This is a genomic window from Polaribacter reichenbachii, from assembly GCF_001975665.1.
GTDB lineage: Bacteria > Bacteroidota > Bacteroidia > Flavobacteriales > Flavobacteriaceae > Polaribacter > Polaribacter reichenbachii.
Window position 1 is genome coordinate 2,547,113 of record NZ_CP019419.1, and the last position, 25,904, is coordinate 2,573,016.

Here is a 25,904-nt window from a genome sequence, read left to right on the forward strand (position 1 = left end):
ATAAAACAATAAAACAATAAAAGTAAAAGTTATTTAGCCTATTGAAGAAATTAATATCAACATTTAAAACTACAGAAATTGTAGGTAAAATAAATTACTTAATTAATACATATGAGCTCATATAAAAAGAATGCCTATAAATTTTCGACTATTGTAGCAATGGGAGGCTTTGTCTTTGGTTTAGATGCGGCCTTAATTTCTGGTACAGTTAAATTTATTTCTCAAGAATTTGGGTTAAATGAAATGCAATTAGGTATGGTAGTAGGTGCACCAGCACTTGGAGTTTTATTAGCTTTATTATTTGCAGGTTATGCTTGTAATAAATACGGTAGAAAAAGCACATTGCAAATAGTTGCAGCTCTGTATGTAATTTCTGCAATTGGTTCTACAATGGCAGCAGATTATTGGAGTTTATTAGCTTTTCGTTTTTTAGGTGGTTTAGCTTTTACCTCGATTTCATTAGCATCGATGTATATTGGTGAAATTGCACCACCAAAATTACGTGGTAAACTAGTAACAATGATTCAGATAAACATTGTAATTGGTTTATCTGGCGCTTATTTTATCAATTATTTAATTCTTCAATTAGGTGTTTCAGATTTAGAGTGGGTAACTAATTTAGGTTTAAAAGAAAATACTTGGAGATGGATGTTAGGTTCAGAAATTTTACCTGCATTGATTTGGTTTTTACTTTTGTTTTCAGTACCTCGAAGTCCTGTTTGGTTATTTTTAAATGAAAGAATTGCAGAAGCAAAACAAACATTATTAAAGTTATTGCCAGAAAATGAAGTGGATGAGCATTTATTAGAAATGAAAAATAGCCAAGAAGTAGGTGTAGAAGATCGTTCTGTAATGGCTCAGTTAAAAAGTGTTTTTAGCAAAGAGTTTAGGGTAATTTTTATCATTGCTATAACTTTGGCAATTGCACAACAAACCTCTGGTATAAATGCAATATTATTTTATGCGCCAACTGTTTTTGAACAAATAGGTTTAGGTACAGATGCTGCTTTTATGCAAGCAATCTGGACAGGTTTAACAGGTCTGTTATTTACAATTCTTGGTTTAGTTTTGGTTGATAAAATTGGTCGTAGACCAATGATAATTGGAGGTATGCTTTGGGTAGTAATAAGTTTAGGTATTGCTTTTTACGGATTTAAAACAGCAACTTACACGTTAACAAAAGAAGCTATTACTGAAATGGCAGAAATTAAAAACCCAAATAGATTAAATGGGATGATAGATGTTGAGTATGGTAGTGATATTGAACTAAAATCGGCACTTATAAAAGCTGTTGGCGAAGATGAAGCAAGACAATACTCAGGATTATTAATTCAAAAATCAGCAAAAATAAATGCTATTTTAATTTTAATTGGTATTTTAAGTTTTATTGCCGCTTTTCATTTTTCTATTGGTCCAGTAATGTGGGTGTTGTTTTCAGAAATTTTTCCAAATTCCATACGTGGTATCGCAATTCCTTTTTTTACTTTAATAACAAGTACAGTAAGTTGGTTAATTCAAGCATTTTTTCCTACACAATTATCCAGTTTTGGTATAAGTAACACCTTGCTTTTTTATGCAAGTACTGTATTTATAGGTATGCTTATTCTGTCTAAATACTTAGTAGAAACAAAAGGCTTGTCTATAGAAGAAATTCAAGCAAAGCTTACAAAAAAAGTATAGTATTATCATTATTAAAAATATTTTAAAATCGGCATTAGTTAATTCTAATGCCGATTATATTAGAATTGAAGTCTAAATATTATTGATTTAAATTCAGCAGAATTAGAAACCCATGAATGAATAATTCGTAATTTTAAAGAATTCACATCAAACGAATTTGATATTTCAAAAAGTTTATCATCATAAAATCTTCTTAAGCAAATAGAAAGTTTATAAAATAACTGCTAAATATCAGTTTTTTTATAAGAAAAATAGAATATAAGTAAATTGCTTATTGTTGTATTTGTAAAACATTTATATATTTGAAGTGTAGTTAAGAAATATAATTGATTAATTACATAAAATTAAAATTGTTATTAACTTATAATCCCCCCATTATGAAGACAAATAATATTAAACAAATCGTTATTCTACTAATTTGTGCAATCGGTTTATACTTTTCAGGTAAGAATTTAATAGTAATAGATAACATTAAGTCTTTGTTAGATGCTTTAAATGTAATGATTTTCTTTACCTGCTTTTTCCCATTTTTAATTACTGGTTTTGCTTTGCTTAGCAAGAGTTTAAAATTTATTTTGAAGTTTTCAACAAACTAATATCAGAATCAAAGACAAAATCATAAAAACATACTAATTTATAATTCCCCCCAATTATGAAAACAGATCACAAAAAACAATTCATCATTTTAATAATTTGCGCAATAGGTTTGTACTTTTCTGGTAAAAACTTAATTGCCATAGATAGTATTAGCAGCTTATTAGATGCTTTAAATGCAATGACTTTCTTTACCTGTTTTTTTCCCTTTGTAATTACAGGTTTAGCGCTTATAAGCAAAAGTTTAAAATACTTGATTAATTTTTCTGCTCACTAATTATATAAAATCTTAGTCTAGCCCTAAAATATAATACCCCATTAATAACTAAGTATAATATGAATTATTTAATTGTGTTGTTTACCCCTAAAATATATGAATAGCAGAAACTTAAGACTATTTTCATGTCTTTAGTTTCTGTTAGAAATATGCTAAGCGAAGCTTGTTTTATATTCGTCTACACATTATTTACATTAATCGAACTTTTATTTTTAAACCTTAAATATCTATTATTTTTGAAGTGTTATTTAAACTTAAAACCCTTACTATGAATTCAATAAAAAAAATTACCGTATTAATTATAGCAGTTATAGGTTTCTTTACTTACTCAAAAGCAGGTAATGATAACACACCAAAATCTAAAGTAATTTTAGAAGAAGTTAATGTTGTAGAACTGCTTTCTAAACAAGAACAAGGTTGCAGACCATCGTCTGAAGTTATGTTCTATGTAGATACAGAAATTGTTAAAAAACATCGTGGTTTTTCAGAAATTAATGCTAAAATATATGTTTTAGATAGAATTACAGGTAAAACTAATTTACTGACTAGTGAAAATATTTTGTTAGCATATTATCAAGATTCAGTATTAGGAAATGCTTTAAATACATGTGATAGTAGTTTAAATGAATTAAAAAATGGTGATAAATTAATTGGAGATAATATAGTTTCTACATACAGTTTTAGTGAATTAATGAAGTATGAAACAATTTATGATAGTTATATAAGATCTACCAATAAATTATTAAACATAAAAAGAATATAAGAAATTAGGTTAGTTGTTTGGTTAAACAAAATAGTCCCAAAGGTTTTACTTTTGGGGCTATTTTTATTTACTTTTCTTTTTTAGGGGAATAGCAATTTTTTATAGTTGAGGGCAATTTTAGAATAATCCAATAATTTTACTTGCTAATCTGGCTAGATAATTTATAAAAAGAATAGTAGAAATAAAGAATAATAATCCAATTACAAAATCAAGAACAGATTTTATTCCATTAATTTGAATCATATATTCACCTGTTCTAAAAATAATTATAGAGGTAATTATAAAAAGAATTATTTGTTGAATTGTACTTTTATACATGGGTAAATTTTTTTTGTTAATACTAATTAAAAGAGCTAAGTTTCACGAAGTCTTCTATTTATAAGAAACAAAATTGTTTAAAAAGTCACAAAAGCAAAAAACCTTTTGAATATTTAATCAATGATTAAACACTCAAAAGGTAGAAATTAAGTTCTCCTTAAAATTAACTTAGCTTCTTTTTTTTCTGTTACTATTTGTATCCACTTTTTTACGAGTTGTGTTTACTTTTCTTTTAGTTTCTGTATTTCTGTTGTTAGAACTAGAAGTTTTTCTACGAATATCAACTTTTCTTTTTGTGGTATTTGAATTTCTATTAATTTTAGTATTGCTATCTGTTTTTCTATTAGAATAAGTACTGTTTTTATTTACAGGTGCTTTTCTATTAGCATCATTTTTTCTGTAAGTATTATTGTTATTTCTTCTAATTTTATTAGAGTTTCTAACCGTATTTGCCGGTTTTCTTCTCTTAATAATAGTACTTCTTTTACCAATTTTAGCATTTGGTCTTGCTCTATAGTAGTAAAAATTTCTATCTTCTCTAATTTGTGTATAGTTTCTTCTAAAATCTCTATGATTAAAATAAGCGTTGTTAAAACTAAATACATCACCAAAATTAATACTAAAACGTATGCCATTGTTGTAATAATAATCTCTTACCATTCCATTAAAAATCGGATTTCCCCAATGATCATAATGAACACTTAAATTACCAACATTGGTTAATCTATTTCTATAATATCTTATCGAAATATGACCAATTCTAGTTACATTTCCTCTAAAATCATAGCTCATAGAAACGTTGTTTACTCTTCTTATTCGACCTCTAAAATCTCTATGAATTTGAATTGGTCTGTTATTAATATGAGATTCAAAATCAAAATCACCATTAGTAAAAACAAAAAACTCTATTCCGTTTTCAAAGAAATTAACAGCATTATTGTAAGAGTAATCTACCCTAAAATTTAAATTTTCTTCACCATTTTTGGCTTCCATTGTAGAAACCATCATGAACATTCCTAATAATATAAGTACACCTTTTTTCATAATATGTGGTTTAAAGGGTTTTGCCTACTCTTATTGCTTTTCGGCTTTCGCATTTGTTGATGTAATTTCAAAAGGCGTGCCAAAAATTATAGTTAGGTGTTAGATAAATAGATGTAAGGTGTTTATATTTATGATTTTCAGTGATTTAAATTTGTAAATAAAAAATTTTATATAAAATGAATACCACAAGTAATTTTTTTTATAATTTACGACTTAGATTTAAAGTATTTTTAATGATAGCAGCTATTGAGCAAAATTTACAAAGAGGAATTAAATTATTAACCACTATTTCTGATGATGAATACGCTAATAATACAATTCCGCCTTATTTTTCTAGTATTGGCTGTCACGTTCGCCATATTTTAGATGTTTTTTCTTGTGTTTTAAATGGTTTTGATGATAAAAAAATTGACCTTACTTTACGAGAAAGAAACGAATATATAGAGTTAAAAACAGCAAGCGGAATTGCTTATTTCGAATTAATCTTACAAAAAATTAAATTACTTTCTAATGATGATTTACAAACTGAGGTAATCATTACTGATGATTTAGGAAAAGGAAAAGTATCTTCAAAATCTACTTTAGGTGCTGTTTTAATGCAAACTCAGAGTCACGCAATTCATCATTTTGCAAGTGTTGGCTACATTGTAAATCAATTAAACATAGAATTACCAGATTCAGATTTTGGTTACAATCCTTCTACACCAAAAAAAGTAGAAAACTAAGAGGTTTTAGAAAACATTAACACTTTTAATTGAGTAGTTGGCATTTGTTTTGTACTTTATATTGATACATAAATTTAAAGATAAAATATGATTTTTTTACAATATAAAAACAACTTGTTTTCAATATTAACTTTGCTATTTGTTTGGCCACTTTTTGCACAAAATAGCACTGATATTTTAAACAAAACTTATGTTTATAAACCAAACCCTTATACGAGTACAAAAGTAGATTTACCAATACATTTAAATAAAACGATTAAGCCTATAAAAGAAATTGAGGATGCAAATTTACAAACTACATTAGAAAATGAGATTTATAAAAATAAAACTTGGAGACGTTTAATAAGGTCGAACCAAATGTCTGTTGCTATTGTAGATTTAAGTGATAGTACTGCATTTAAATATGCAGGTATTAACGATAATTTTATGATGTATGCAGCTAGTTTGCCAAAAATTGCCATTCTTTTAGCGGTAATGGATGCCATTGATAAAGGAGAATTAGAATATACAAATGAGCTAAAAAAAGATTTACGATTAATGATAAGTAAATCGAACAATAGAGCATCAACAAGAAATATTGATAGAGTTGGTTATAAAAAAATTGAAGAAGTTTTAAGAGCCCCAAAACATAAATTGTACGACGAAGAAGTTGGTGGTGGTTTATGGGTTGGTAAAAGATATGCATCTGCAGGTAAAAGATATCCAGATCCTATGAAAGGTTTAAGCCACGCAGCTACCACAAGACAGGTATGTAGCTTTTATTATCAGTTAGCTTTAGGTAATTTAATTAGTGAAGAGCGCTCAAAAGAAATGTTGCAGATTATGAAAACACCAGAGTTGCATCATAAATTTGTAAATACTTTAGATAGAATTGCTCCCAAAGCCGATATTTATAGAAAATCGGGTTCTTGGAAAAATTATCATTCAGATTCAGCGTTAGTTTGGGGGCCAAATAGAAAATATATAATTGTGGCTTTAATTCACGATAGTTATGGTGAGCAAACAATTAGAGATTTGGTAATTCCTTTAGAAAAAGTATTAAAAAATTCACGTTCTTTATAGTTGTAAAAAGAACTATAGAAAATTGAAAAAAATAATATACAAAACATTCGGATTAAGAGATGGAGAAATTTTCATCTCTTTTTTAATGCAGTTGTATATTTTTTTAATCATTACTGTGCTGCTTATTGTAAAGCCCACAGTAAATGCAATGTTTGTTTCTGAATTAGGAGCAGAAAATTTACCTTATGGTTATTTACTTGTTGCCATTACTGCTGTGTTTACTACCTATTTTTATAGCCAAGCCATAAGAAAACACTCGTTGGTTAAAATTACAGTGTTGTCGCTAATTGTATTTAGTGCTGTTTTTATAGTTTTAGGTGTGCTTTTTAATTTAGAGATCATCAATCAATTTATACTCTATTTTTATTACGTTTTTGTATCGCTGTTTGCTGTAGTTGCTACATCGCAATTTTGGATTTTTGCTAATATGGTTTTTAATGCTAGAGAAGCAAAAAGAATCTTTGGTTTTATTGGTGCTGGAGCTATTGCAGGCGGAATTTTCGGTGGCTATTTAACTAGTATTATTGCTGCAAATTTTGGTAAAGAATACACCATTTTCTTGGCTTCAATTTTATTACTGCTTTGTATTCCTATTCTTAATAAAGTATATAAGTTAAGAATTAAATACCTAAACACCTTTAAAAGAAAACAGGTAATTGAAAGTCAAGATCGTTTAGAAAGTTCTTCTTTAAAACTAATTTCTAAATCAAAACACTTAACTTTTTTAGCCATTATTACTGGTATAGGAGTTGTTGTTGCAAAATTAGTCGATTTTCAGTTTAGCGATTTTGCCAATAAAGCCATTTCTGATTCAGATGATTTGGCTGCATTTTTTGGTTTCTGGTTTTCTACATTTAATGTGGTGGCTCTAACCATTCAATTATTTTTAACCAATAAAATATTAAATAAATTAGGGGTTTCTTCATCGCTTTTAGTATTGCCATTAACCATTGGTTTAAGTAGCTTATTATTTTTAACTTTTCCGGAATTATGGGTATTAATTATCATAAAAGGAATTGATGGTAGCTTTAAACAAAGTTTGAATAAAGCAGCTGTAGAGCTATCTATAATGCCTATTCCTTTGCATATTAAAAATCAGGCAAAATCATATATTGATGTTGCTGTTGATAGTATTGCAACAGGATTTTCTGGTTTTTTATTAATTTTTTTCATCAAAGAATTAAATTTAAGTTCGTCATATATTACTGTAATTGTGTTGCTTTTTGTTTTTATTTGGATAGTACTCATCTACAAATTAAGAGAAGCTTATTTCGAATCTTTTAAAAAAAATATTCAGAAAAATTTATCTTTTATCAATAGTAAAAAAGAAAAACCAAAAAAAGAAAACAATCTTTTAGATATTAAAAATGTTTTTGAAAAAGGTAATGAAGAAGAAATCTTAGCAATGTTCGATCGTTTAAAAGATTATAAATTTAAGATTTTTCAAAATCCAGTAATTGAGCTTTTAAAGCACCCATCATCTAAAATAAAAGTAGCAGCAATCGATTTTTTAGATGCTTTTGATGATAATAATATTCTAAATAATGTAGCTGAGTTTATTTATGATAAAGATGAAACTTTAGTATATGTGGCTTTAGATTATGTTTTAGAGCATTCAGATCAGAGAGATACTGCTTTTTTTAATAGGTTTTTAGATCATGATGAAGAATACATTGCAAATGGCGCTTTATTAGCCTTGGCTAAACAGAGTAGAAATAATTATAATTTAGGCAATTATTATCACTTAAAAAACAGATTAGAGCTTAAGATAGATAAGTATATTGTAAATAGAGCTGCTGTTAGAAAAGAAATTATAGCAGGTCTTTTATTAAGTATTGCCTATGCTGGTTTAGAAAATCATTATAGCTTTATTGCAGCACATTTAAAAAATCAGAAACCTTATATAATAAAATTTGCAACTATAGCTGCTGGTATTACTTCTCAAGAGATTTTTATAAAAGATTTATTGAATTTATTAGATAAAAAAAGACATAGAAAAAGAGCCATCAGAGCTTTAAAAAGTTATGGGCCTAAAATAATAGATGTACTTCAAAAATTAGAAAAAGAAGAAGATTTAAATTCTAATATAAGAAAGCACGTTCCTAAAATTGTTGGGGCTTTTCAAAATGAAAAATCAGTAACTATTTTAGAGAAAATTGTAAAAAGTGTAAACTCTACAAGTAGATTAGAGGCAACCAAAGCTTTAATAAAAATCTACAAAAAAGATGCAGATTTAACATTATCTAAAAGAGTAATTAGAAAACATATTACTAAAGAAACTTACTATTACAAGCATATTTTAGAAGCCAATATTTCTATTCAACACCTTATTAATAAAGATTTAGTTGATGAAATTAATAAAGAAAACCAAACCGTTTACGAAGGCAGAAAGATATTAAGTGATGCTTTAGAGCAAGAACTTAAAAAATCATTCATGATTATTTTTAATTTGTTGAGTTTGTTATACTCAGAAGAAGATATTCAAATTACATTTAATGCCATAAAAAGTAATCACAAAGAAGCAAAAATTAATGCTTTAGAGTTGCTAGAAAACCTTTTAGATAGTAGTTTAAAGGCAGTAGTTGTACCTGTTTTAGAGCACGAAGTTCTAGATAAAAATCATTACAATGCCACTGCAATACCATTTACAATTCTTTCGGAATTAGAATTGCTAAAAAAGCTAATGAAAGTAAGCGGAAGTGGTGTAAGACTAGCAGCAGTAAATTATATTACAAATGCTAAAAATAAAACATTAATACCTGCATTATTACCAATAAAAAAGTATCGCAACAAAATTGTAAAGCAATTGGCTTACGATACTTTAAAAATGTTAAGAAATTTATAGTTTTTAATTACCAGAATTCTCGTCTTTATCTTCTATATATTTTTCTTCTTTAATTTCTGGTTTATTCATATTGGCAGTTTCGTTTACAACGTCATCTATTTTACTTGCCAAGTACATGTGTTCTCCAGCTGAATTTTTGTTTAACACATTGGTCATTAAACAGACAATATATTTTATTCCATTATCATGCTCTACAATAATTACAGAGTTCATATAATTAAAAACATTACCAGCATAACTAGCACAATTTGGGTCTTTTTCTCTATCGCATTTATAATAACTACCCGATTTAAAGTACACAGCAGCATCATCTAATCTTGGCGATCTTGCATATCGAATTCTACGATCTGTTAAATACAATATTCGTTTCATTTCTAAACTAGAAGCTTTATCAATTACTTTACCTTGTTCTAGTTTTACTAAAAATTTCATTAATCCTTTTGGTGTGCCAATACTACCACCTTTTCTACCTACATATTTTCCTGGTGGTCTTGTAAATAAACCACCCAATTTCCATTCATTTTCTTCAATTCCTAAATCTCTTAAAGGTTGATTTACAACTGTATTTGCTAAGTTTGTTAAAGAATCTCTAGGCGTTTCTTTAAAATATTTTTCTGCTTTTTCTTCATTTAAAAAGAAATATTCTTGGCCAAAAGCAGCCATTAACATAGCTTCTCTATACATAATACTTGCTGCACCATTATTACTTACAGAAACCATATGATCTAACCACTCAAACAAAGAAAATTCATCACTTGCAATAACTTGTCTTTTGGTTAATTTATCATTTTCGATATCATAAATAGGTATGGTATGATGATCTCCTAAACCCCAATATCTACTAGATACTTTTATATTTTTTAAGTAAGCAACTCTTTCTTCATAAGAATCTGGACATAATTTTGCGACTTGATCAAAAATAGCTAATAAAACTGCAATTTTACCCACACTTCCTGGTTGATAACCTACATTTTCTCTATGTTCTGCGTATCTTAATTCATCAGGATTACTCATATCCATAATGGCTAAAGAATAAGCACCTTGAGATGTAATGCGTTTTATTTTTCGGTCAAAATCGTTATCAACTTTAAAAAGTTCTTCTACACTATCTGTGGTTTTATGGGTTAGATTCAATTTTATATCTGCCCATTTTTTATAAGCTCCTTTTGGTATTCTTGTGTATTTTACACTGTCTTTTTGAAACTGTCTTATTTGATACAATCTTTTAATGCCTGTATACTCATAACCATCAATAGGATAGTAGCTAATAAAGCCAAAAGAGAAAACAATACAAATAAGAATTAGGATATATTTTTTCATAGTTATATTTTTTGGTTGATGTTAATTTTTGTTGAATTTGCTATTTTTGGCGTAATTGAATTTAAATACTCAGAACTTTTGGCTTGTTTGTTTTCTACAAATGGTCTTATTTGAAACAACCATAATTTGTTATCTTTAAAACCAAATTCTACATCATAAGCCTGATTTTTATCTTCTGATTTTTCGCCTATTTTTTGTCTTACTTTTGATGCTATTTTTCTAATTTCATAAATATTATCATCATTTAGAATTTCTTTATCAAAAGAAGTGTAGTATTTTTTTGTACCACCATAATTTGGTAAACGTATGTAATCTGCTTGTCTTGCAGGTGCTAAAAGGTAATTTTCTTTTTTTGTGATTAATCTTGTTTCTGCAGATTGCCCATCTACAGCACCACCTGCACCTCTAGAAAAAGCGACAGTTAAATCATCAGCTGTACCAGAATTGATTCCTTTTGTAATCATAACTCCAGAGTAATCTACATCTACACTGGGTATAATTAAGATTGATGGATACACATTTTCTGGATTTAATAAATATTTTTGTCTCCATTTAAAACTTCTTTCTGTATACGCAGAAGCCCAAACACGTTTAATTCCTTGTAAAATTTTATCTTCTTCTTTAATATTAAATAGAGTTAAATTTAAACCTGCACCTGTAAATTCTTTTAAATCTTCCATATTTGTATCACTTCTTAAAAATACGGGTACGTTACCCATATCATTTTTAAAAGCTGTCTGAAAATTCAATTTTAAATCTTTTACAAAACTTTTATCTAAGTCAATATTTAAGATTGATTTATGCAGTTTTACTAAAGAAGTTAGTAAGTATTGTTCAACCATTTCATCAGAAGAACCGTTTTTCTTTTTTGCATCAGCTTCTTTAAAAGTAGCATTTAAATATTCCCAATAGGTCTTGTTTTCATTTGGCATTTGCAAATTCATATGCGCTTTAAAAACGCCAAAAGGTATAATTAAACCTTCTACAACCTGATCAGGAAAAAGTTGTTTTAGCTCACCTAAATTTGCAGCTTTTGGGCCACATAATTTTCCAGAATCAGTAGCATTAACAGTTCTCATATTTATCACTTTAGAAACATCTAAACGTATATCTGCAACTGGTACTTCAATCATATTTTTGCTACGTTCCACTTTTTCGAAAAGTTTTTTTTCTTCATTGCTCATATCATCTTCTTCTTTAAGAATTACATTTCCTTTATGAGAAACTGCATAAAATACTTTTTTACCATTGTCTTTTTTTAAGGCTGATAAATTTTCATTTGATAATGCAGCATTTGGTATTCCTAAATTTCTTGCTAATAATTGAACGTGAGAAACTAAATTTCCTTCAGAAACTGTCATAATTCCTGCAACTGGTTTTAAATCTGAAGGCGGATTTTGAAAAATATAAATCTTGTTGGTCTGTACTTCTATAGCATCAGGATTACCATCAACCACAACCAGTTCTCCAAAGGCATAACCAGGATTTAAACCTCTAATGGCACTTTGATTGTCTATAGACATTACCTTGTTATTAATGTTAGAAATTTTGGCAACAAACGTACCTAATTTACTAACAGTTTCTCCTAAACTCAGAGCAATACTATTTCTAACTCTATCATCTATAAAACCATATGCTAAAGGCTCAAAATGGGTGTAATTTAAAACATCTTCGTTGTAATTTGCTTTAATTAAAGAAGCGCTCCATTCTACAATACTTCTAGAAGTATTTAATACATTGTTCAATTCTTCAATTGTAATGTTTTCTTTATTTGTAGAATTTTTTAAGTTATTTTCAACTTGGTCATATTCCCAAAATTCTAATAAACCAGTACCTAAAGATGCACAAGTTAGCGCCTCTATTTTATGAATAGTTTCTGCTAAATTTTCAGTTTTCCAGTTCTGAGTTTCTATCAACAAAATATTTTCTAATTGATTGCTAATATCAAGTAATTGTAAACGGTCTTTTACAGATTTAAAATCTAAAATGGTACCTCTAATATTGGCTAAAATACTGGCAGACTTTTCCACTATTTTTCTAGAAGAATTGTGATCATTAAAATAGGTAGAAAAGTTTTTAATTTCTTCTACAACCATTGCATTTCCATTTAAACTAGCAATTTCTTTATCAATCTTTTTAAAATCTAAAGGAGCGTAAAATTGCTCCATTGTTACTACTAAATCTTTTAATTTTTTCTTTTCTTTAAGTGATAATTTACTGTCATTTTTTTGAATAAAATGCTCCACTAATTTAATATCTGTTTTCTGCGGATTTCCGTGGATTTTAATTCTGATATCCATAAAACTCGGAATTTCTTCCGCCAGAATTTTAGATTCACTTCTCATTAATTGCCCAATATTGGTGTCTCCATTATGAGGAATGTCTTTTAATGCTTGTCGAATTAAATAGTAATTTGTTTTTATAAAATTGTCATCATTTAAAACGGTTTCAAAAAAGGCTTTTCCCCAAGCTTCTTCATCTTCAGATTGAATTGCGCCTCTGTAATATTGCCCTTTTCTTAAAATCCATCCATTATCTATACTTTTTAAATAGTTGCCAATTTGATATTGCTTTAATCTGCTGTAATTATGGTTGGCATCTAAAAATTCATTGGTTTTTATAGCCGCTAAAATTTCTCCAAAATACAAATGATTTGTTTTTCTTAAATCTAATGCAGATTGTTTAAAACTTGCGTGTTGTATTCCATCAATATCATCAGGACAAGGATCTTTTGCATCTCTAATACTACCATCTTTACAAAACCATTTTATTCTGTAATATGGGCCTCTAATATCATTTTTATAAGTTTCTACTAATTGCTTTATTGCTGAAGTTGTTTGTTCTTGTGCAAACGAATTTGAACCGAAAACAAAGAAAATTAGAAGTACTTTAAGAATATTTTTCGCCATTTTTTTAGTTGATTTATTCAAAGTTAGTTCTAATTTTTGAATAAAATAACAAATGAAATCTATAGAGTTCAGATAATTTTGATATGAGTTAAAACTTTTTTTAAAACTCATATTTTGCTGTTTATAGAATGGTTTTCAGTCACTTTGGGTCAGTTTTAAACAATCTAAATTCAGAGAATATAAATGTAGTTTTAAAATATTAGTGATATTTTAATAGAAGAAATTTAAAGTTTAAAGAATTTAGTAGCAACTGTAGTTATAAAAAGAATTACTTTTTAATAGTAAAAATAAAAGCCTCACCATTTTGAATAACAAACATTTCTTGGCAGTTTGTAGGGTGTAGAAATTCACACTTCCCATCCGTAGAAAAAGAATCATTATTGATTGTAAATTCGCCTTCAAAATCTTTTATTCCAGTTGAATTATATCTGGCAATTAAATAATTTTTATTATCAATTTGTTTTTCGATATGAAACCAAGCACCACTTCCAATTCCACCTAACCAAGTACCATTTTCTAATTCAAAAATAGCTTTGTTTGGTTTTTCGGTTCCTATTAAATTCGGTTCAATATCAAATTTATTTAAAAAAGAATCTTTGTATTCTTTAAGAATAGATCTGTTTTTATAAAGTTTTATTTCTTGTTGATAAACATTGTAAATAGTTTTGGTTGATGTGGCTTTAATAACATTACCAATTGGGCTAGGCGTAACCAGATTAGAAGTTTTTAATTGCAATTTAATTTTTTTATTGGTTAAAGATGCAATCAAAGTATCAGTTACAAAACGCGAGCAATTACTACCATTTTTCACAAAAACACCATAAGGAATTTCTTTTCTTTGAATGAAAGAGTTTATAAACTGAGAAGCTAAATTATAATTAATATCTGTGTTTATGGATGCAATTAATCGTCCATCTCCATGAGTTTTTTCTGGATGCTTTTCTAACCAAAGTAAAATTTCTTGTAAGTTGATTAATTCCTCTTTTTCAAACTCAGCTTTTATCGGTATTTCTAATTCAGCATCAGTTTCTTTGCATCTAACTCTACCATTTCCATAAGTAGTAATATATCTGCCAAAATCATAATAATTGATTTTAGTTTTCCCTTTTTTCAACAATAATAAAGCTGCATGACCAGCTTGTACAGCATGTTTGCTACCAATACCAAGTTTAGGCCAAATTTTACTAGAAGGCTCCCAATAAGCAGGTCTTACAACAGTATCTGGGTAAGAAAGAATTATAATTATGCCATTAGATGAAGACATATTTTATTTGGTAAATAAAGCACTTTGTATAACTCTAAACGTCTTAAAAGCAAAGTAAATCGCAAAAATTGTTAATACAATTGCGAGTAATAATATTAAGTAAGACAAGTATTCGTTAGGAGTGCCTTCAAATTTTTTTAACGCTTTAAATCCCATTGTTAAAGAAATAGGAGCAGCTATAAAAAGGAAAATTAAAATACCTAAATACTTTAAACCTTTGGCTAATAAATTTACATCTGTACTCATGAGTTATAGTTTTTTATCGCATTTCTAACATTACCAAATTCAGCTAATAATTCACCTGCTTTTTCTTGGTCGATATTTAATTCTTTGGCTAACATTTTTTGCCCTCTTTCTACTAATTTATTGTTAGAGAGTTGCATATCAACCATTTTGTTGCCTTTTATTTTTCCCAATTGAATCATTGTAGTTGTAGAAAGCATATTCAAAACCAATTTTTGAGCAGTTCCAGCTTTCATTCTAGAGCTTCCAGTTACAAATTCTGGCCCTACAATTACTTCTATAGGGTATTGAGCTGTTAAGGATAATGGACTATTTTTATTACAAGAAATTGCGCCAGTTATAATGTTATTTTCGTTACATTTTTCTAACGCCGAAATTACATAAGGTGTAGTTCCAGAAGCTGCTATACCCACTACAACATCTTGATCAGAAATGTTATGCGCTTGCAAATCTAACCAACCTTGGTTTGTAGAATCTTCTGCAAATTCAACTGCTTTTCTAATGGCAATATCTCCACCAGCTATTAAACCAACCACCAATTCGTGAGGAACACCAAAAGTGGGCGGACATTCAGAAGCATCTACAATACCTAATCTGCCAGAAGTTCCTGCACCAATGTAAAAAAGTCTCCCACCATTTTTTAATTGATGAACAATTTGGGTTGTTAAAGCTTCAATTTCTGGCAGCGCTTTTTCTACGGCTAATGGCACAGTTTTATCTTCATTATTAATGTTACTTAATAATTCTGAAATCGACATTTTTTCTAAATGATTGTATTTAGAATCTTGTTCTGTAGTTTTTGTAAAATTCATCAATCAAAAATACAGATTTCTATATGAAATTGACTATTATTTTTTGGGCGTTTTAACGGGCTTTACACTATATCTTTTTTTATGAAAAATAAAAAAAGGATGTCGTTTCAATCCCTAACGCAAAGGCAAGTTTATAAAAGGAATTTAATTTTTGCGGCAAATCTCTAGTTTAAGTATTTATTTGAGAAAAAGAATAAAAGTCTAAATGGATAATTAACAGCATTGTTAGTTTTAGAGAATATTGGTTGAAACAAACATTTACAATTTTTTTTAAAAACCTAGCAGGAAAGTTTTACTCGTTTTCGACTAAATCTATGGTGTAAGTATCGGTTTCAGAAATATGAAAATAGCCTAAAGGGAAATAATCATCATTAGTCGTATTAATTATATTACCTAATAAAGAAGCAGGTGCAGATTCAAAAGGACCTCCAGAATTTTGACCACTTTGACTAATTAACACCTCAAAATATGTGAAATATTCTTTTGTAATTCCGTGCATTTTAATAGTTACAGTAGTTGGTACTTCAATGTCATCTTCTTGATAGAAAGAAGAAAAATTATATAAAGAACCATTAAAAAAACGATCATCCAAAGCCAAAAATATGTTATTTGTATAATCTAATAAATAATAATTTTCTAAAGTTTCATCATCTTGGAATTCTATTTTTAACTGAATTTCATCACCTGTAAATAAGGTTTCATCACCTTGAACAACAGATACAAAAGGAGTAGATTTTATTTTAGTTGCTTGGGCTTTGTAAGTTTCATTTTCATAAATTACAGTTAATTCATAAGCTGTATCATCTGCAGGAATAAAAGCATTTGTAGGTTCATAATTTCCATCAGCATTGGCATCAGAAAAAGGAATAATCGAATTGTCTGATAAATTGGTTAGAAATACATTTGCATTGGTAACTGTTGGTATTTCATCATTAAAATAATCTGCTGATAAACTTAATTTTACAACAGTGTTTGCGGTTACTGGGTTTTCATCAAACAAAACCTCAAAAGTTGCATCTATCACTAATTTTGGAGCAATTGATGGAACATCAACGTCTATAACTTTTTCACAATTTGCGAAAAAGAAGCATAATAAAATTGGTAGTATAAATCTCTTTTTCATCGTTCTAAAATTTAAAATTATAAGTTACAGAAGGGACCATTCCAAAAATGGAAGTTTGTACAGCTTCATTTCTTAATGTTTCTCTATTCTGACTAAAGTTTATAGAAGCTGCATTTTGACGTCCATAAACATTATAAATACCAAAAACCCATTCACCTTGCCATTTTCTGTTTTTGTTTTTTTCTGGAGTTAAAGTTGCAGAAAGGTCTAGTCTATGATAAGCAGGAAGTCTGTCTGCATTTCTTCGATTATCATCATAAATGGGTACATTTAAACCTTCAAATTCGTATTGGCCTACAGGATAATTGGTAGGTTGCCCAGTTTGGAAAACAAAATTGGTATTAAACTTCCATTTTTCATTCAATTCGTAACTCCCATTTATAGAAAAATCGTGGGTTTTATCATAAGGTGTACTGTACCAATTTCCGTTATTAATTCCGGGTTCATTTGCGGTTCTACCTTCAGTTTGCTGTTCAGATCTAGATAAAGTATAAGCAAACCAGCCTTTAAATTTACCTTCATTTTTTTTGAATAATAACTCTAAACCATAAGCTCTTGCTCGTCCGTTTAAAATAACAGTTTCAATTTCGTTATTTGCAATTAAATTTGCCCCATTTATATAATCGATTCTGTTGTCTATATCTTTATAAAAAGCTTCTGTTTCTATAGAATAATCGCCATCTTTTAAAGATTTAAAATAGCCCACTGCATATTGGTCTAATAGCTGAGGTTTAATGTATTTTCCACTTGGTGTCCAAACATCTAAAGGAGTAGGAGAAGAGGTGTTAGATAACAAATGTAAATATTGTACCATTCTATTATAACTTGCTTTTATAGAAGTGCTTTCGTCTAAAATATAAGACATAGAAACACGAGGTTCAAAATTATTGAAAGTAGCTATAGCATCACTTCTAGTGTAAGATTCTGTACCAATTGCTTCTGCAGATTCATATTTTTTGAATTGTTCATCATAAATAACAGGTTCATCGTTTTCATAAATATTTAATTCATTTTGCCCTAACCTTGTAAAATTGCTAAAACGAACTCCATATTGTAATCTTAATTTATCGCTTAATTTATGTTCTGCATCTACATAAATAGCAAATTCATTGGCATATTTGTCAATTAATTTTTCTTGCTGAATTCCAGAATCTTCTCTGTTAGGCTTTATTTCACCAGGATTAAATTTGGTATAAATATTATTAATACCATAACTCAATTTTGTTTTATCACTTAAATAATGGTTAAAGTTGTATTTTAAATTGTAATTCGTGATTCCAGAATCCCAATCAAAACCTACAAAATCTAAAGTTAATCCATAGAAATAATCAGAATAAATTAAAGAAAGGTTAGAGAATAATTTATCAGAAAAAAGATGATTCCAGCGCAAATTGGCAACTTGATTACCATAAGTATTTACAAAACTATCGTTAATTCCGAAAACGTCTTTACCGAAATAACCAGAAAAGAAAACGCTGTTTTTATCGTTAATTCTATAGTTTAATTTGGTATTTAGGTCGTAAAAATAGGCTTTGTTGTCATTATCGATAAGCGGTAAAAATAAGTGTGCATAAGAAGATCTACCACCAATTAAAAAAGAAATTTTCTCTTTTTTAATTGGCCCTTCAATTAATAATCTACTAGAAACTAGTCCGATTCCACCAGTAATATTAAAGTCTTTACTATTTCCTTCTTTTTGATAAATATCTAAAACTGATGATAATCTTCCTCCATATTTTGCAGGAATACCACCTTTATATAATTTAACATCTTTAATTACATCAGGATTAAAAACTGAGAAAAAACCAAACACGTGAGAGGAGTTAAAAACCACTGCTTCATCTAGCAATATTAAATTTTGATCTGCTGCACCACCTCTTACATTAAATCCAGAAGCGCCTTCTCCAGCACTAGTAACTCCAGGTAGTAGAATTAGAGATTTTATAATATCGGCTTCGCCTAAAACCACAGGAATCTGTTTTATAGTTGCTGCAGTAAGTTTATTTACACTCATTTGTGGCGATCTTACATTCAGTTTTTCGATGTTACCTTCTATGATAATTTCATCTAAATTTTCAGCTTCTTCAAGTAATTTAAAGTTTTTAGTCAGTTTTTTGTTTAGGTTGATGTTTTCTACAATAGTTGTAAAACCTAAATAACTTACTTGAATTTTATAAATACCTTCTGGTATGGTTATGGAATAAAAACCATATTCGTTTGTGGTGGTACCTGAGTTGAGTTCAGGGATATAAATCGAAACACCAATTAAGGTTTCGTTACTTGCGTTGTCGTAAACAGTACCACTTACTGTATATTTCTCTTGACTAAAAAGAGAAAAAGAAAAGAGTAAACAGACAAATAAACATAATTTTTTAGTGGATATCATTTATATCTTATTTAAGTTACATCAAAAGTATTAAATAGATAAAACAAAACTATTAAGATACCTTAAGAAAAGGTAGTTGATATTGATAATAAAACGTTAAAATAGTACTAATCATAAATAAGGTCTTTAACTTTTATTTTTTCGTTTTTAATAAAATCGTACAAAGTTAATCGTCTTAATGTGTAGTAATCTGTCCAGAATTTCTCTAAAGAATTTAGGTAACTTAAAACAGAATTGTCTTTTTCTTGTAGTGCAAGGTTTAAGTCTGTAATAGTAATTTTACCCAAAATAAATCTTTTTTTGGTAATTTCGTACCTTTTAATTGCAATTTCTTGTGCTTTTTTAGCAGTTTCTAAAAAGTTACGTTGGTTTTGCCAGTTTAGCGTGTGTAAGTAAATTTCTTGTTCAAATTCTTGTTCATCTTGCTCAACGTTAGTATTTACTAAATCTTTATTTGCTTCAACTAATTTTCTACGAGATTTAGATACGCCCCAATCTAAAATAGGAATACCAATAGATAAAGAAACATTTTGTTGCTGATTATAATCTTGAAATAATTCGTTAAAAACATCGCCTTGTTGCGAAATTCCAAAATTAGCATTTAATCTTAATTGCAACCTGTTGCTACCTTTAACCTCTGCAACATCTTGTTCGGCTTGCAATCTTCTTCTTCTAAATTCTATAACGGCTTTTCTGTTTGCTTTTGCTTCTTCTAAAGCTTTTTCTACAGTTACTGTAAATGTTGATAATTCCTTTGGTGTATCTAATAAAATATTTTCGTTTTCTAAATCTAAATAACGAGATAAATTTTGCGAAGTTCTTTTGATGTTAATTTGATTTGTAGTAACATCATTCTTAGAATTTAACACAGATAATTCTATTTGTAATAAATCGTTTTCAGCAATTTTACCCATTTTAAATCTACCTTTAGAAATCTGAAATAAAGTATCTTGATTAGATAAATTAGATTGTGCAATTCTTGCTTGAACTTGGGCTTTTAACAATGCAAAATATCTTCTGGTAGTATTTAAAGAAATATCTTCCATGCCTTCAATTAAGTCTCTTTTTGCTTCTTCATACATTAAAGGTTCAATTTTTTTATCCCATTTAAATTCATTGTAGAACAATGAATTCTGACTATAATTTATAGAAAAAGGAATTACAGAATATCTAGTGGCATCATTTGTAAAAAGATCTACCCTTTCTAATTGAGAACTAAATGATAATGTACCTCCTGTAAAGGCTAAATTCTGGTTTAAAGATAAAACACCTTCTAATCTAGATTGATTGGTTTGTACAAAAATATCTTCTCCTTGATCGTTTGTTAATCTATTTATTGAATTTGAATAAGAAGGTAAAGTTGCATCTAAACGCAATTGAGGCAAAAATCCTGCTTGATAGTTTCGATAACGCCAATAACTCGCTTGGTTTTGATTGATTAAAGCCTTGTATTCTGGAGATTTTTTTTGAGCAATTTCAATAGCTTCTTCTAAAGTAATTTGTTGTTGACTTTGCACTGAAATTGATAGCAAAAAGCAAAAAGTAATAAGAATTTTTTTCATAGTTATTCGTGTCTAATAGCTTCTATTGGGCTTTTATTAGCTGCAGATTTTGCAGGTGCAATTCCAAATATTAATCCGATTAATGTAGCAACAAAAAAGGATAATAAAATAGAACTAACAGATAATATTGTTTCTATGCCTGTGGTAATTTCTAAAATATAGGAGGCTAAAACGCCTAGTACAATACCTATAATTCCACCACCAATACTCACTAAAACAGATTCGGTTAAAAACTGAAGAATTACATCTTCTTGAGTTGCGCCAATAGCTCTAATAATTCCGATTTCTTTTGTACGTTCAAGAACGGATGCTAACATAATATTCATAATTCCAATACCACCAATTAATAAAGAAATACCAGCAATTATACTTAAAACGATATTAAAAATTTGTTTGGTTTTTTGTTGCTGTTTTAAAAGTTGAATGGGTATAGAAATTTCAAAATCTAACATATCATTATGTCTTCTTTTTAACATTCTACTTAAAACATCTGCAGTAGCATTTAATTCTGATGAGTTGTTTACTTGAACAATTAATTTATCAATTTGATGATAATTACCTCTAGGTATTTTCTTTTGAGGTCCATCTTGACCGCCAAAAATCATAACATTACCTTCTGGTAAAGGTTTGTCACTAATTATTTTACGATCTTTATACCGAACTAAAAAAGTTTTAATAGGTATGTAAACATCTTGGTTTAAATCTCTAATTCCTAAATTTTCTTGTGCATTTTCTGATATAAATTTTTCTTCAATTACACCAACAACTTGCAACCAAACATCTTTAACTTTTATTTGTTTGCCAATTGCACTTTCTCCAGTAAAAAGTTTTTTCTCAATTTTTTTACCTATAATACAAACAGGCAAAGAATTTTCTGATTGAGCTGTAGAAAAGTTTTTACCACTTTCTATACTAATATTTGATGTTTCAAAAAAATCTGAAGAAACCCCAATCAATTTTACAGGGCTTTGTCTTCCTTTTTTTATCACATAAGTTTCTAAAATTATTTCTGGACTTACTTTTTTTACAGAAGGTATATTTCTTTTAATGCTAGCAACATCTAACATGTCTAATCCTTTAGAAAAACGTTTAGGAGTTATGCCTTCGGTTTCAACCTCTTCCTCATCACTATCACCTTCTTTTTCATCTGGTATTGGTGTAATTACAATATTATTTACACCAACTAATTCTAGTTGAGCTAAAATTTCTTTTTCTGCTCCATTACCAATGGCTAACATTGTAATAACTGCTGCTACACCAAATATTATACCTAAAGAGGTTAATAAAGTTCTAACTTTATTGGCTAAAATTACGCGAACAGCTTCACTAAAATTAGATTTTAGTTTTTCTATATAGATTTTATCAAACATAAAAAAACTAGTTTAATTTTGCTATTTGTGCAGTTTCATAACCTTCTGGTTTATTTAAATAAACTACATCTTCTTCAGATAAACCATTAGTAATTATAACAGAATCATTATTAGAATCACCTATTTCAACTTCTGTTTTTGTAACTGAAAAGCCAGATTTTTTATATACATAAGTAATTGAATCTTTAGAAAAAATCGCTTCTAAAGGTATACTTAAAACATCTTTTCTTTCGAAAGTTAATATTTTGTTTGATGTTGTCATTCCTGGTCTAATATTATTATTAGAGCCTTTTAATTTTATTAAAACCTGAAAAACTTTAATATCAGAGCCTCGTTTTTTTTCTCCAACATTTGCTACAGCTGTAACAATTCCTTCCATTTCAATATCAGGAAAAGCATCAAAACCAACTTTTACAGGTAAATCTTTTTTTATTTTTCTAATATCTACTTCATTTGCATAAGTTTTAGATTCCATTTTGGTTAAATCTGGTAAACTTGCAATTGTTGGATTCCAAGGGCTTATTGTTGAACCTACTTTTTTCTTAGTACCATCCCAGTTTTTATCATAAGTAATCATACCATTTCCATCAGAAAAAATTGTAAAAGATTTTAGTAGTTTTAGTAAGTCATCTAATTTTTTTCTAGTCTTAGAAACTTGCGTACCAACTTCTACCATTTTGGCATTAGCTTGTCTTTTTTTAATTTTATAATTCTCTAATTTTTCTTTTAAATCTCTTTCTGCTTTTTCTAAGTTGATTTCTAATTTTTTTATAGTTGCAGGTGGTTCGTAAATAGATTGTTTTAGCTCTAGCGTAGTTTCTTCCATAGTAAAACGCAAATCTTTTATAGAATTTCTTTCTTGTTTTAAAGATAGAGTTGTGTCTAATTGTTGTTGTGTATATTTAGATAAGGCAGTTTCTAGATTTAGTTGCTCATCAAGAATTTGTTCATTTACACTACTTGGGTCTAAACGACCTACATAATCGCCTTGTTTAACAATAGTACCTTCTGCTACTAAATCTTGAATTTTAAGATTGTTTAATCTAAATTTTCTAAGATTGTCTGGTCCTTTAATTTTTTTTAGACTTGTAGATTGTGCTTCCCCAGAAGTAATAACTTCACTAAGAAAATTGCCTTTTTTTACTTTAGAAGTAAGGTATACATCACCATCAGCAGAAGGTGAAAAATAACTATAAGTAAAGTAAATTAAAATTAATACAATAATAGATATTATGGCAATACGCTTCTTTTTCATTTGGTTTTATTTTGAGAGAAAACCAAAGCTAATTAAAAAAGGAGTGCTAAATAGCACTCCTTCTGTTAATTTTTTATCAAATTTTTTGTTAAATGTTTAACTTAGTATATTATTAAGTATAGAATTAGGTCTCATTGCATTTACTACCAACTCTTCATTTGGTTGATAATAACCTTCTATATTAACAGATTCACCTTGAATTTCATTTAAACCCGCAACAATTTTATCTTCGTTTTCTGATAAAGATTTTGCTATCGATGTAAATTCTGCTTTTAATTCAGCGTTTTTATTTTGGCTAGCTAAACCTTCTGCCCAATATTTTGCTAAATAAAAATGGCTACCTCTATTATCTAATTCGCCTACTTTTCTCGATGGCGATTTATCATTATCTAAGAATTTGTCTGTAGCTTCGTCTAAAGTTTCTGCTAAAACTAAAGCTTTTGCATTATCGTTTGTGTTACCTAAATGCTCTAAAGAAACTGCTAATGCTAAAAACTCACCTAAAGAATCCCAACGTAAATGGTTTTCTTCTAAGAATTGTTGTACGTGTTTAGGGGCAGAACCACCAGCTCCAGTTTCAAACAATCCTCCACCATTCATTAAAGGAACAATAGAAAGCATTTTTGCAGAAGTACCCACTTCTAAAATTGGGAATAAATCTGTTAAGTAATCACGTAAAACATTACCAGAAACAGAGATAGTGTCTTCTCCTTTTACAATTCTGTCTAAAGTAAATTCTGTTGCTTTTATAGGCGATAAAATTCTAAGATCTAAACCTTCAGTATCGTGATTTGGTAAATATTTATTTACTTTTTTAATGATTTCTGCATCGTGTGCTCTGTTTTCATCTAACCAAAAAACTGCAGGAGTTTCAGAAGCTCTAGCTCTTGTAACTGCTAATTTTACCCAATCTTGAATAGGTAAATCTTTTGCTTGACACATTCTCCAGATATCACCTTCTTCTACACTGTGCTCAATTAAAGTCTTACCTTCTGTATTAGTAACAATAACTTTACCATCAGAAGCTATTTCAAAAGTTTTGTCATGAGAACCATATTCTTCTGCTTTTTGTGCCATTAAACCAACATTAGGTACTGTACCCATTGTAGTAGGATCGAAAGCTCCATTCTTTTTACAGAAATCTATAGTAGCAGCATAAATACCTGCATAAGAACTATCAGGAATTATTGCTTTTGTATCTTGTAATTCTCCTTTAGCATTCCACATTTTTCCAGAAGTTCTAATCATTGCTGGCATAGAAGCATCAATAATAATGTCAGAAGGTACGTGTAAATTTGTAATTCCTTTATCAGAATTAACCATTGCTAAAGCTGGTCCGTTTTTGTAAACTTCTGCAATATCAGCTAAAATTTCTTCTTTTTTCTCAGAAGAAACTTCGTCTAAATTACTTAAAACATTTGCAAAACCTACATTTGCGTTTACACCAATTTTATCAAAAGTTTCAGCGTGTTTCTCAAATAAATCTTTATAGAATACTTTTACAGCGTGTCCAAAAATAATTGGATCAGAAACTTTCATCATTGTGCCTTTCATATGTAATGAAAGTAAAACGCCTTGTTCTTTAGCGTCTGCAACTTGTTCTTCTAAAAATGCAAGTAATAATTTTTTACTCATTACTGTTGCATCTATAATTTCGCCATCTAACAAAGAAATACCATCTTTTAAAACAGTTTCTGTACCATTAGCAGCAATATGTTTTATAGCTACAGTTGTTGCATTTTCTACAGTTACAGATTTTTCGTTGTTTGCAAAATCACCAGCAGACATTGTTGCTACGTGAGTTTTAGAATCTGAACTCCAAGCGCCCATAGAATGTGGGTTTTTACGAGCGTAATTTTTTATGGCTTTAGGTGCTCTTCTGTCTGAATTACCTTCACGTAAAACAGGATTTACAGCAGAACCTTTGACTTTGTTATAACGCGCTAAAATAGCTTTTTCTTCTTCTGTTTGTGCATCTTCAGGAAAATCTGGTAAAGCATAACCTAATGCTTGTAATTCTGATATTGCAGCAGTTAATTGCGAAACAGAAGCGCTAATATTTGGTAATTTTATAATATTTGCTTCTGGTTGTTTAGCTAAATCCCCTAAATAGGCTAAAGCGTCTTCAACTTTTTGTTCATCACTTAAATAGTCAGAGAAATTAGCTAATATTCTAGCTGCTAAAGAAATATCTTTAACTTCAATTTCTATGTTTGAAGATTTTGTAAAAGCTTTTACAATTGGTAAGAATGATCTGGTTGCTAAGGCTGGAGCTTCATCTGTCTTAGTGTATACTATTTTAGCTTTATTGCTCATTTTTAGATAAATTTTATTGGTTATTTTTTCTCTACG

19 protein-coding genes are annotated in these 25,904 nt (G+C 28.7%); 6 read left to right on the forward strand and 13 right to left on the reverse strand.

Annotated elements, in window-relative coordinates:
- Positions 1-111 precede the first annotated feature (111 nt).
- The 3 genes from BW723_RS10645 (at position 112) to BW723_RS10660 (ending at position 3,314) form a co-directional block, all read left to right on the forward strand.
- Positions 112-1,680, forward strand: a complete 1,569-nt coding sequence (locus tag BW723_RS10645) for a sugar porter family MFS transporter (protein ID WP_068365119.1) — start codon at positions 112-114, stop codon at positions 1,678-1,680.
- A gap of 652 nt (positions 1,681-2,332) precedes the next feature.
- Entirely contained in the window at positions 2,333-2,551 is a 219-nt protein-coding gene (locus BW723_RS10655; RefSeq protein WP_068365113.1) for a hypothetical protein, read from the forward strand.
- Positions 2,552-2,819: 268 nt separating this feature from the next.
- Entirely contained in the window at positions 2,820-3,314 is a 495-nt protein-coding gene (locus tag BW723_RS10660) for a hypothetical protein (protein ID WP_068365109.1), read from the forward strand.
- A 117-nt stretch (positions 3,315-3,431) separates the two neighbouring features.
- Here BW723_RS10660 and BW723_RS10665 read toward each other — a convergent pair whose 3' ends face one another.
- Both BW723_RS10665 and BW723_RS10670 read right to left on the reverse strand, forming a co-directional pair.
- On the reverse strand, positions 3,432-3,632 hold the full coding sequence (locus tag BW723_RS10665; protein ID WP_068365107.1) for a hypothetical protein: 201 nt from the start codon (positions 3,630-3,632) through the stop codon (positions 3,432-3,434).
- Positions 3,633-3,800: 168 nt separating this feature from the next.
- On the reverse strand, positions 3,801-4,676 hold the full coding sequence (locus BW723_RS10670) for a hypothetical protein (protein WP_068365105.1): 876 nt from the start codon (positions 4,674-4,676) through the stop codon (positions 3,801-3,803).
- Positions 4,677-4,909: 233 nt separating this feature from the next.
- Between BW723_RS10670 and BW723_RS10675 the strand changes: the two genes are divergently transcribed.
- The 3 genes from BW723_RS10675 (at position 4,910) to BW723_RS10685 (ending at position 9,308) form a co-directional block, all read left to right on the forward strand.
- Positions 4,910-5,401 (forward strand): DinB family protein, encoded by a 492-nt coding sequence (locus BW723_RS10675; protein ID WP_068365267.1) that lies wholly within the window; start codon positions 4,910-4,912, stop codon positions 5,399-5,401.
- Positions 5,402-5,488: 87 nt separating this feature from the next.
- Positions 5,489-6,463, forward strand: coding sequence for a serine hydrolase (locus tag BW723_RS10680; protein ID WP_083139921.1), 975 nt, complete (start codon positions 5,489-5,491; stop codon positions 6,461-6,463).
- A 22-nt stretch (positions 6,464-6,485) separates the two neighbouring features.
- A complete protein-coding gene (locus tag BW723_RS10685; RefSeq protein WP_068365103.1) occupies positions 6,486-9,308 on the forward strand; it encodes an Npt1/Npt2 family nucleotide transporter in 2,823 nt (940 codons plus the stop codon).
- 3 nt (positions 9,309-9,311) lie between these two features.
- On the opposite strand, the gene BW723_RS10690 is transcribed toward BW723_RS10685, so the two are convergent.
- The 11 genes from BW723_RS10690 to BW723_RS10740 all read right to left on the reverse strand — a co-directional run bounded on the left by BW723_RS10690 (position 9,312) and on the right by BW723_RS10740 (position 25,868).
- Positions 9,312-10,628 (reverse strand): serine hydrolase, encoded by a 1,317-nt coding sequence (locus BW723_RS10690; RefSeq protein ID WP_068365101.1) that lies wholly within the window; start codon positions 10,626-10,628, stop codon positions 9,312-9,314.
- 2 nt (positions 10,629-10,630) lie between these two features.
- A complete protein-coding gene (locus BW723_RS10695; RefSeq protein ID WP_068365261.1) occupies positions 10,631-13,537 on the reverse strand; it encodes a PEP/pyruvate-binding domain-containing protein in 2,907 nt (968 codons plus the stop codon).
- Positions 13,538-13,805: 268 nt separating this feature from the next.
- Complete coding sequence (locus BW723_RS10700) at positions 13,806-14,801, reverse strand: DUF6695 family protein (RefSeq protein WP_068365097.1); 996 nt, start codon at positions 14,799-14,801, stop codon at positions 13,806-13,808.
- Positions 14,802-14,804: 3 nt separating this feature from the next.
- Positions 14,805-15,047 carry a DUF6095 family protein gene (locus BW723_RS10705; RefSeq protein ID WP_068365094.1) on the reverse strand — a complete coding sequence of 81 codons (243 nt, stop codon included), beginning with the start codon at positions 15,045-15,047 and terminating at the stop codon, positions 14,805-14,807.
- Positions 15,044-15,856, reverse strand: coding sequence for an N-acetylmuramic acid 6-phosphate etherase (murQ, locus tag BW723_RS10710; RefSeq protein ID WP_068365091.1), 813 nt, complete (start codon positions 15,854-15,856; stop codon positions 15,044-15,046). Before murQ ends, BW723_RS10705 begins: the two co-directional genes overlap by 4 nt.
- 292 nt (positions 15,857-16,148) lie before the next feature.
- The gene (locus tag BW723_RS10715; RefSeq protein ID WP_068365088.1) at positions 16,149-16,979 is read right to left on the reverse strand and encodes a DUF4249 family protein; all 831 of its coding nucleotides are present in this window, start codon (positions 16,977-16,979) and stop codon (positions 16,149-16,151) included.
- Between the two features lie 4 nt (positions 16,980-16,983).
- Positions 16,984-19,365 carry a TonB-dependent receptor gene (locus BW723_RS10720; protein ID WP_068365086.1) on the reverse strand — a complete coding sequence of 794 codons (2,382 nt, stop codon included), beginning with the start codon at positions 19,363-19,365 and terminating at the stop codon, positions 16,984-16,986.
- A gap of 107 nt (positions 19,366-19,472) precedes the next feature.
- Positions 19,473-20,927: a TolC family protein gene (locus BW723_RS10725; protein WP_068365083.1), complete on the reverse strand. Its 1,455-nt coding sequence runs from the start codon at positions 20,925-20,927 to the stop codon at positions 19,473-19,475.
- A 2-nt stretch (positions 20,928-20,929) separates the two neighbouring features.
- Positions 20,930-22,297 carry an ABC transporter permease gene (locus BW723_RS10730; protein ID WP_068365080.1) on the reverse strand — a complete coding sequence of 456 codons (1,368 nt, stop codon included), beginning with the start codon at positions 22,295-22,297 and terminating at the stop codon, positions 20,930-20,932.
- A gap of 7 nt (positions 22,298-22,304) precedes the next feature.
- Positions 22,305-23,552, reverse strand: coding sequence for an efflux RND transporter periplasmic adaptor subunit (locus BW723_RS10735; RefSeq protein ID WP_068365077.1), 1,248 nt, complete (start codon positions 23,550-23,552; stop codon positions 22,305-22,307).
- A gap of 96 nt (positions 23,553-23,648) precedes the next feature.
- Positions 23,649-25,868, reverse strand: a complete 2,220-nt coding sequence (locus tag BW723_RS10740; RefSeq protein ID WP_068365074.1) for an NADP-dependent isocitrate dehydrogenase — start codon at positions 25,866-25,868, stop codon at positions 23,649-23,651.
- Between the last annotated feature and the right edge of the window lie 36 nt (positions 25,869-25,904).

Excerpts from the sequence above, each read along its gene's own strand:
- BW723_RS10645 (WP_068365119.1), top strand. The coding sequence starts at position 112 with ATGAGCTCATATAAAAAGAATGCCTATAAATTTTCGACTATTGTAGCA.
- BW723_RS10655 (WP_068365113.1), top strand. The coding sequence starts at position 2,333 with ATGAAAACAGATCACAAAAAACAATTCATCATTTTAATAATTTGCGCA.
- BW723_RS10660 (WP_068365109.1), top strand. The coding sequence starts at position 2,820 with ATGAATTCAATAAAAAAAATTACCGTATTAATTATAGCAGTTATAGGT.
- BW723_RS10665 (WP_068365107.1), bottom strand. The coding sequence starts at position 3,632 with ATGTATAAAAGTACAATTCAACAAATAATTCTTTTTATAATTACCTCT.
- BW723_RS10670 (WP_068365105.1), bottom strand. The coding sequence starts at position 4,676 with ATGAAAAAAGGTGTACTTATATTATTAGGAATGTTCATGATGGTTTCT.
- BW723_RS10675 (WP_068365267.1), top strand. The coding sequence starts at position 4,910 with ATGATAGCAGCTATTGAGCAAAATTTACAAAGAGGAATTAAATTATTA.
- BW723_RS10680 (WP_083139921.1), top strand. The coding sequence starts at position 5,489 with ATGATTTTTTTACAATATAAAAACAACTTGTTTTCAATATTAACTTTG.
- BW723_RS10690 (WP_068365101.1), bottom strand. The coding sequence starts at position 10,628 with ATGAAAAAATATATCCTAATTCTTATTTGTATTGTTTTCTCTTTTGGC.
- BW723_RS10695 (WP_068365261.1), bottom strand. The coding sequence starts at position 13,537 with ATGGCGAAAAATATTCTTAAAGTACTTCTAATTTTCTTTGTTTTCGGT.
- BW723_RS10700 (WP_068365097.1), bottom strand. The coding sequence starts at position 14,801 with ATGTCTTCATCTAATGGCATAATTATAATTCTTTCTTACCCAGATACT.
- BW723_RS10705 (WP_068365094.1), bottom strand. The coding sequence starts at position 15,047 with ATGAGTACAGATGTAAATTTATTAGCCAAAGGTTTAAAGTATTTAGGT.
- murQ (WP_068365091.1), bottom strand. The coding sequence starts at position 15,856 with ATGAATTTTACAAAAACTACAGAACAAGATTCTAAATACAATCATTTA.
- BW723_RS10715 (WP_068365088.1), bottom strand. The coding sequence starts at position 16,979 with ATGAAAAAGAGATTTATACTACCAATTTTATTATGCTTCTTTTTCGCA.
- BW723_RS10720 (WP_068365086.1), bottom strand. The coding sequence starts at position 19,365 with ATGATATCCACTAAAAAATTATGTTTATTTGTCTGTTTACTCTTTTCT.
- BW723_RS10725 (WP_068365083.1), bottom strand. The coding sequence starts at position 20,927 with ATGAAAAAAATTCTTATTACTTTTTGCTTTTTGCTATCAATTTCAGTG.
- BW723_RS10730 (WP_068365080.1), bottom strand. The coding sequence starts at position 22,297 with ATGTTTGATAAAATCTATATAGAAAAACTAAAATCTAATTTTAGTGAA.
- BW723_RS10735 (WP_068365077.1), bottom strand. The coding sequence starts at position 23,552 with ATGAAAAAGAAGCGTATTGCCATAATATCTATTATTGTATTAATTTTA.
- BW723_RS10740 (WP_068365074.1), bottom strand. The coding sequence starts at position 25,868 with ATGAGCAATAAAGCTAAAATAGTATACACTAAGACAGATGAAGCTCCA.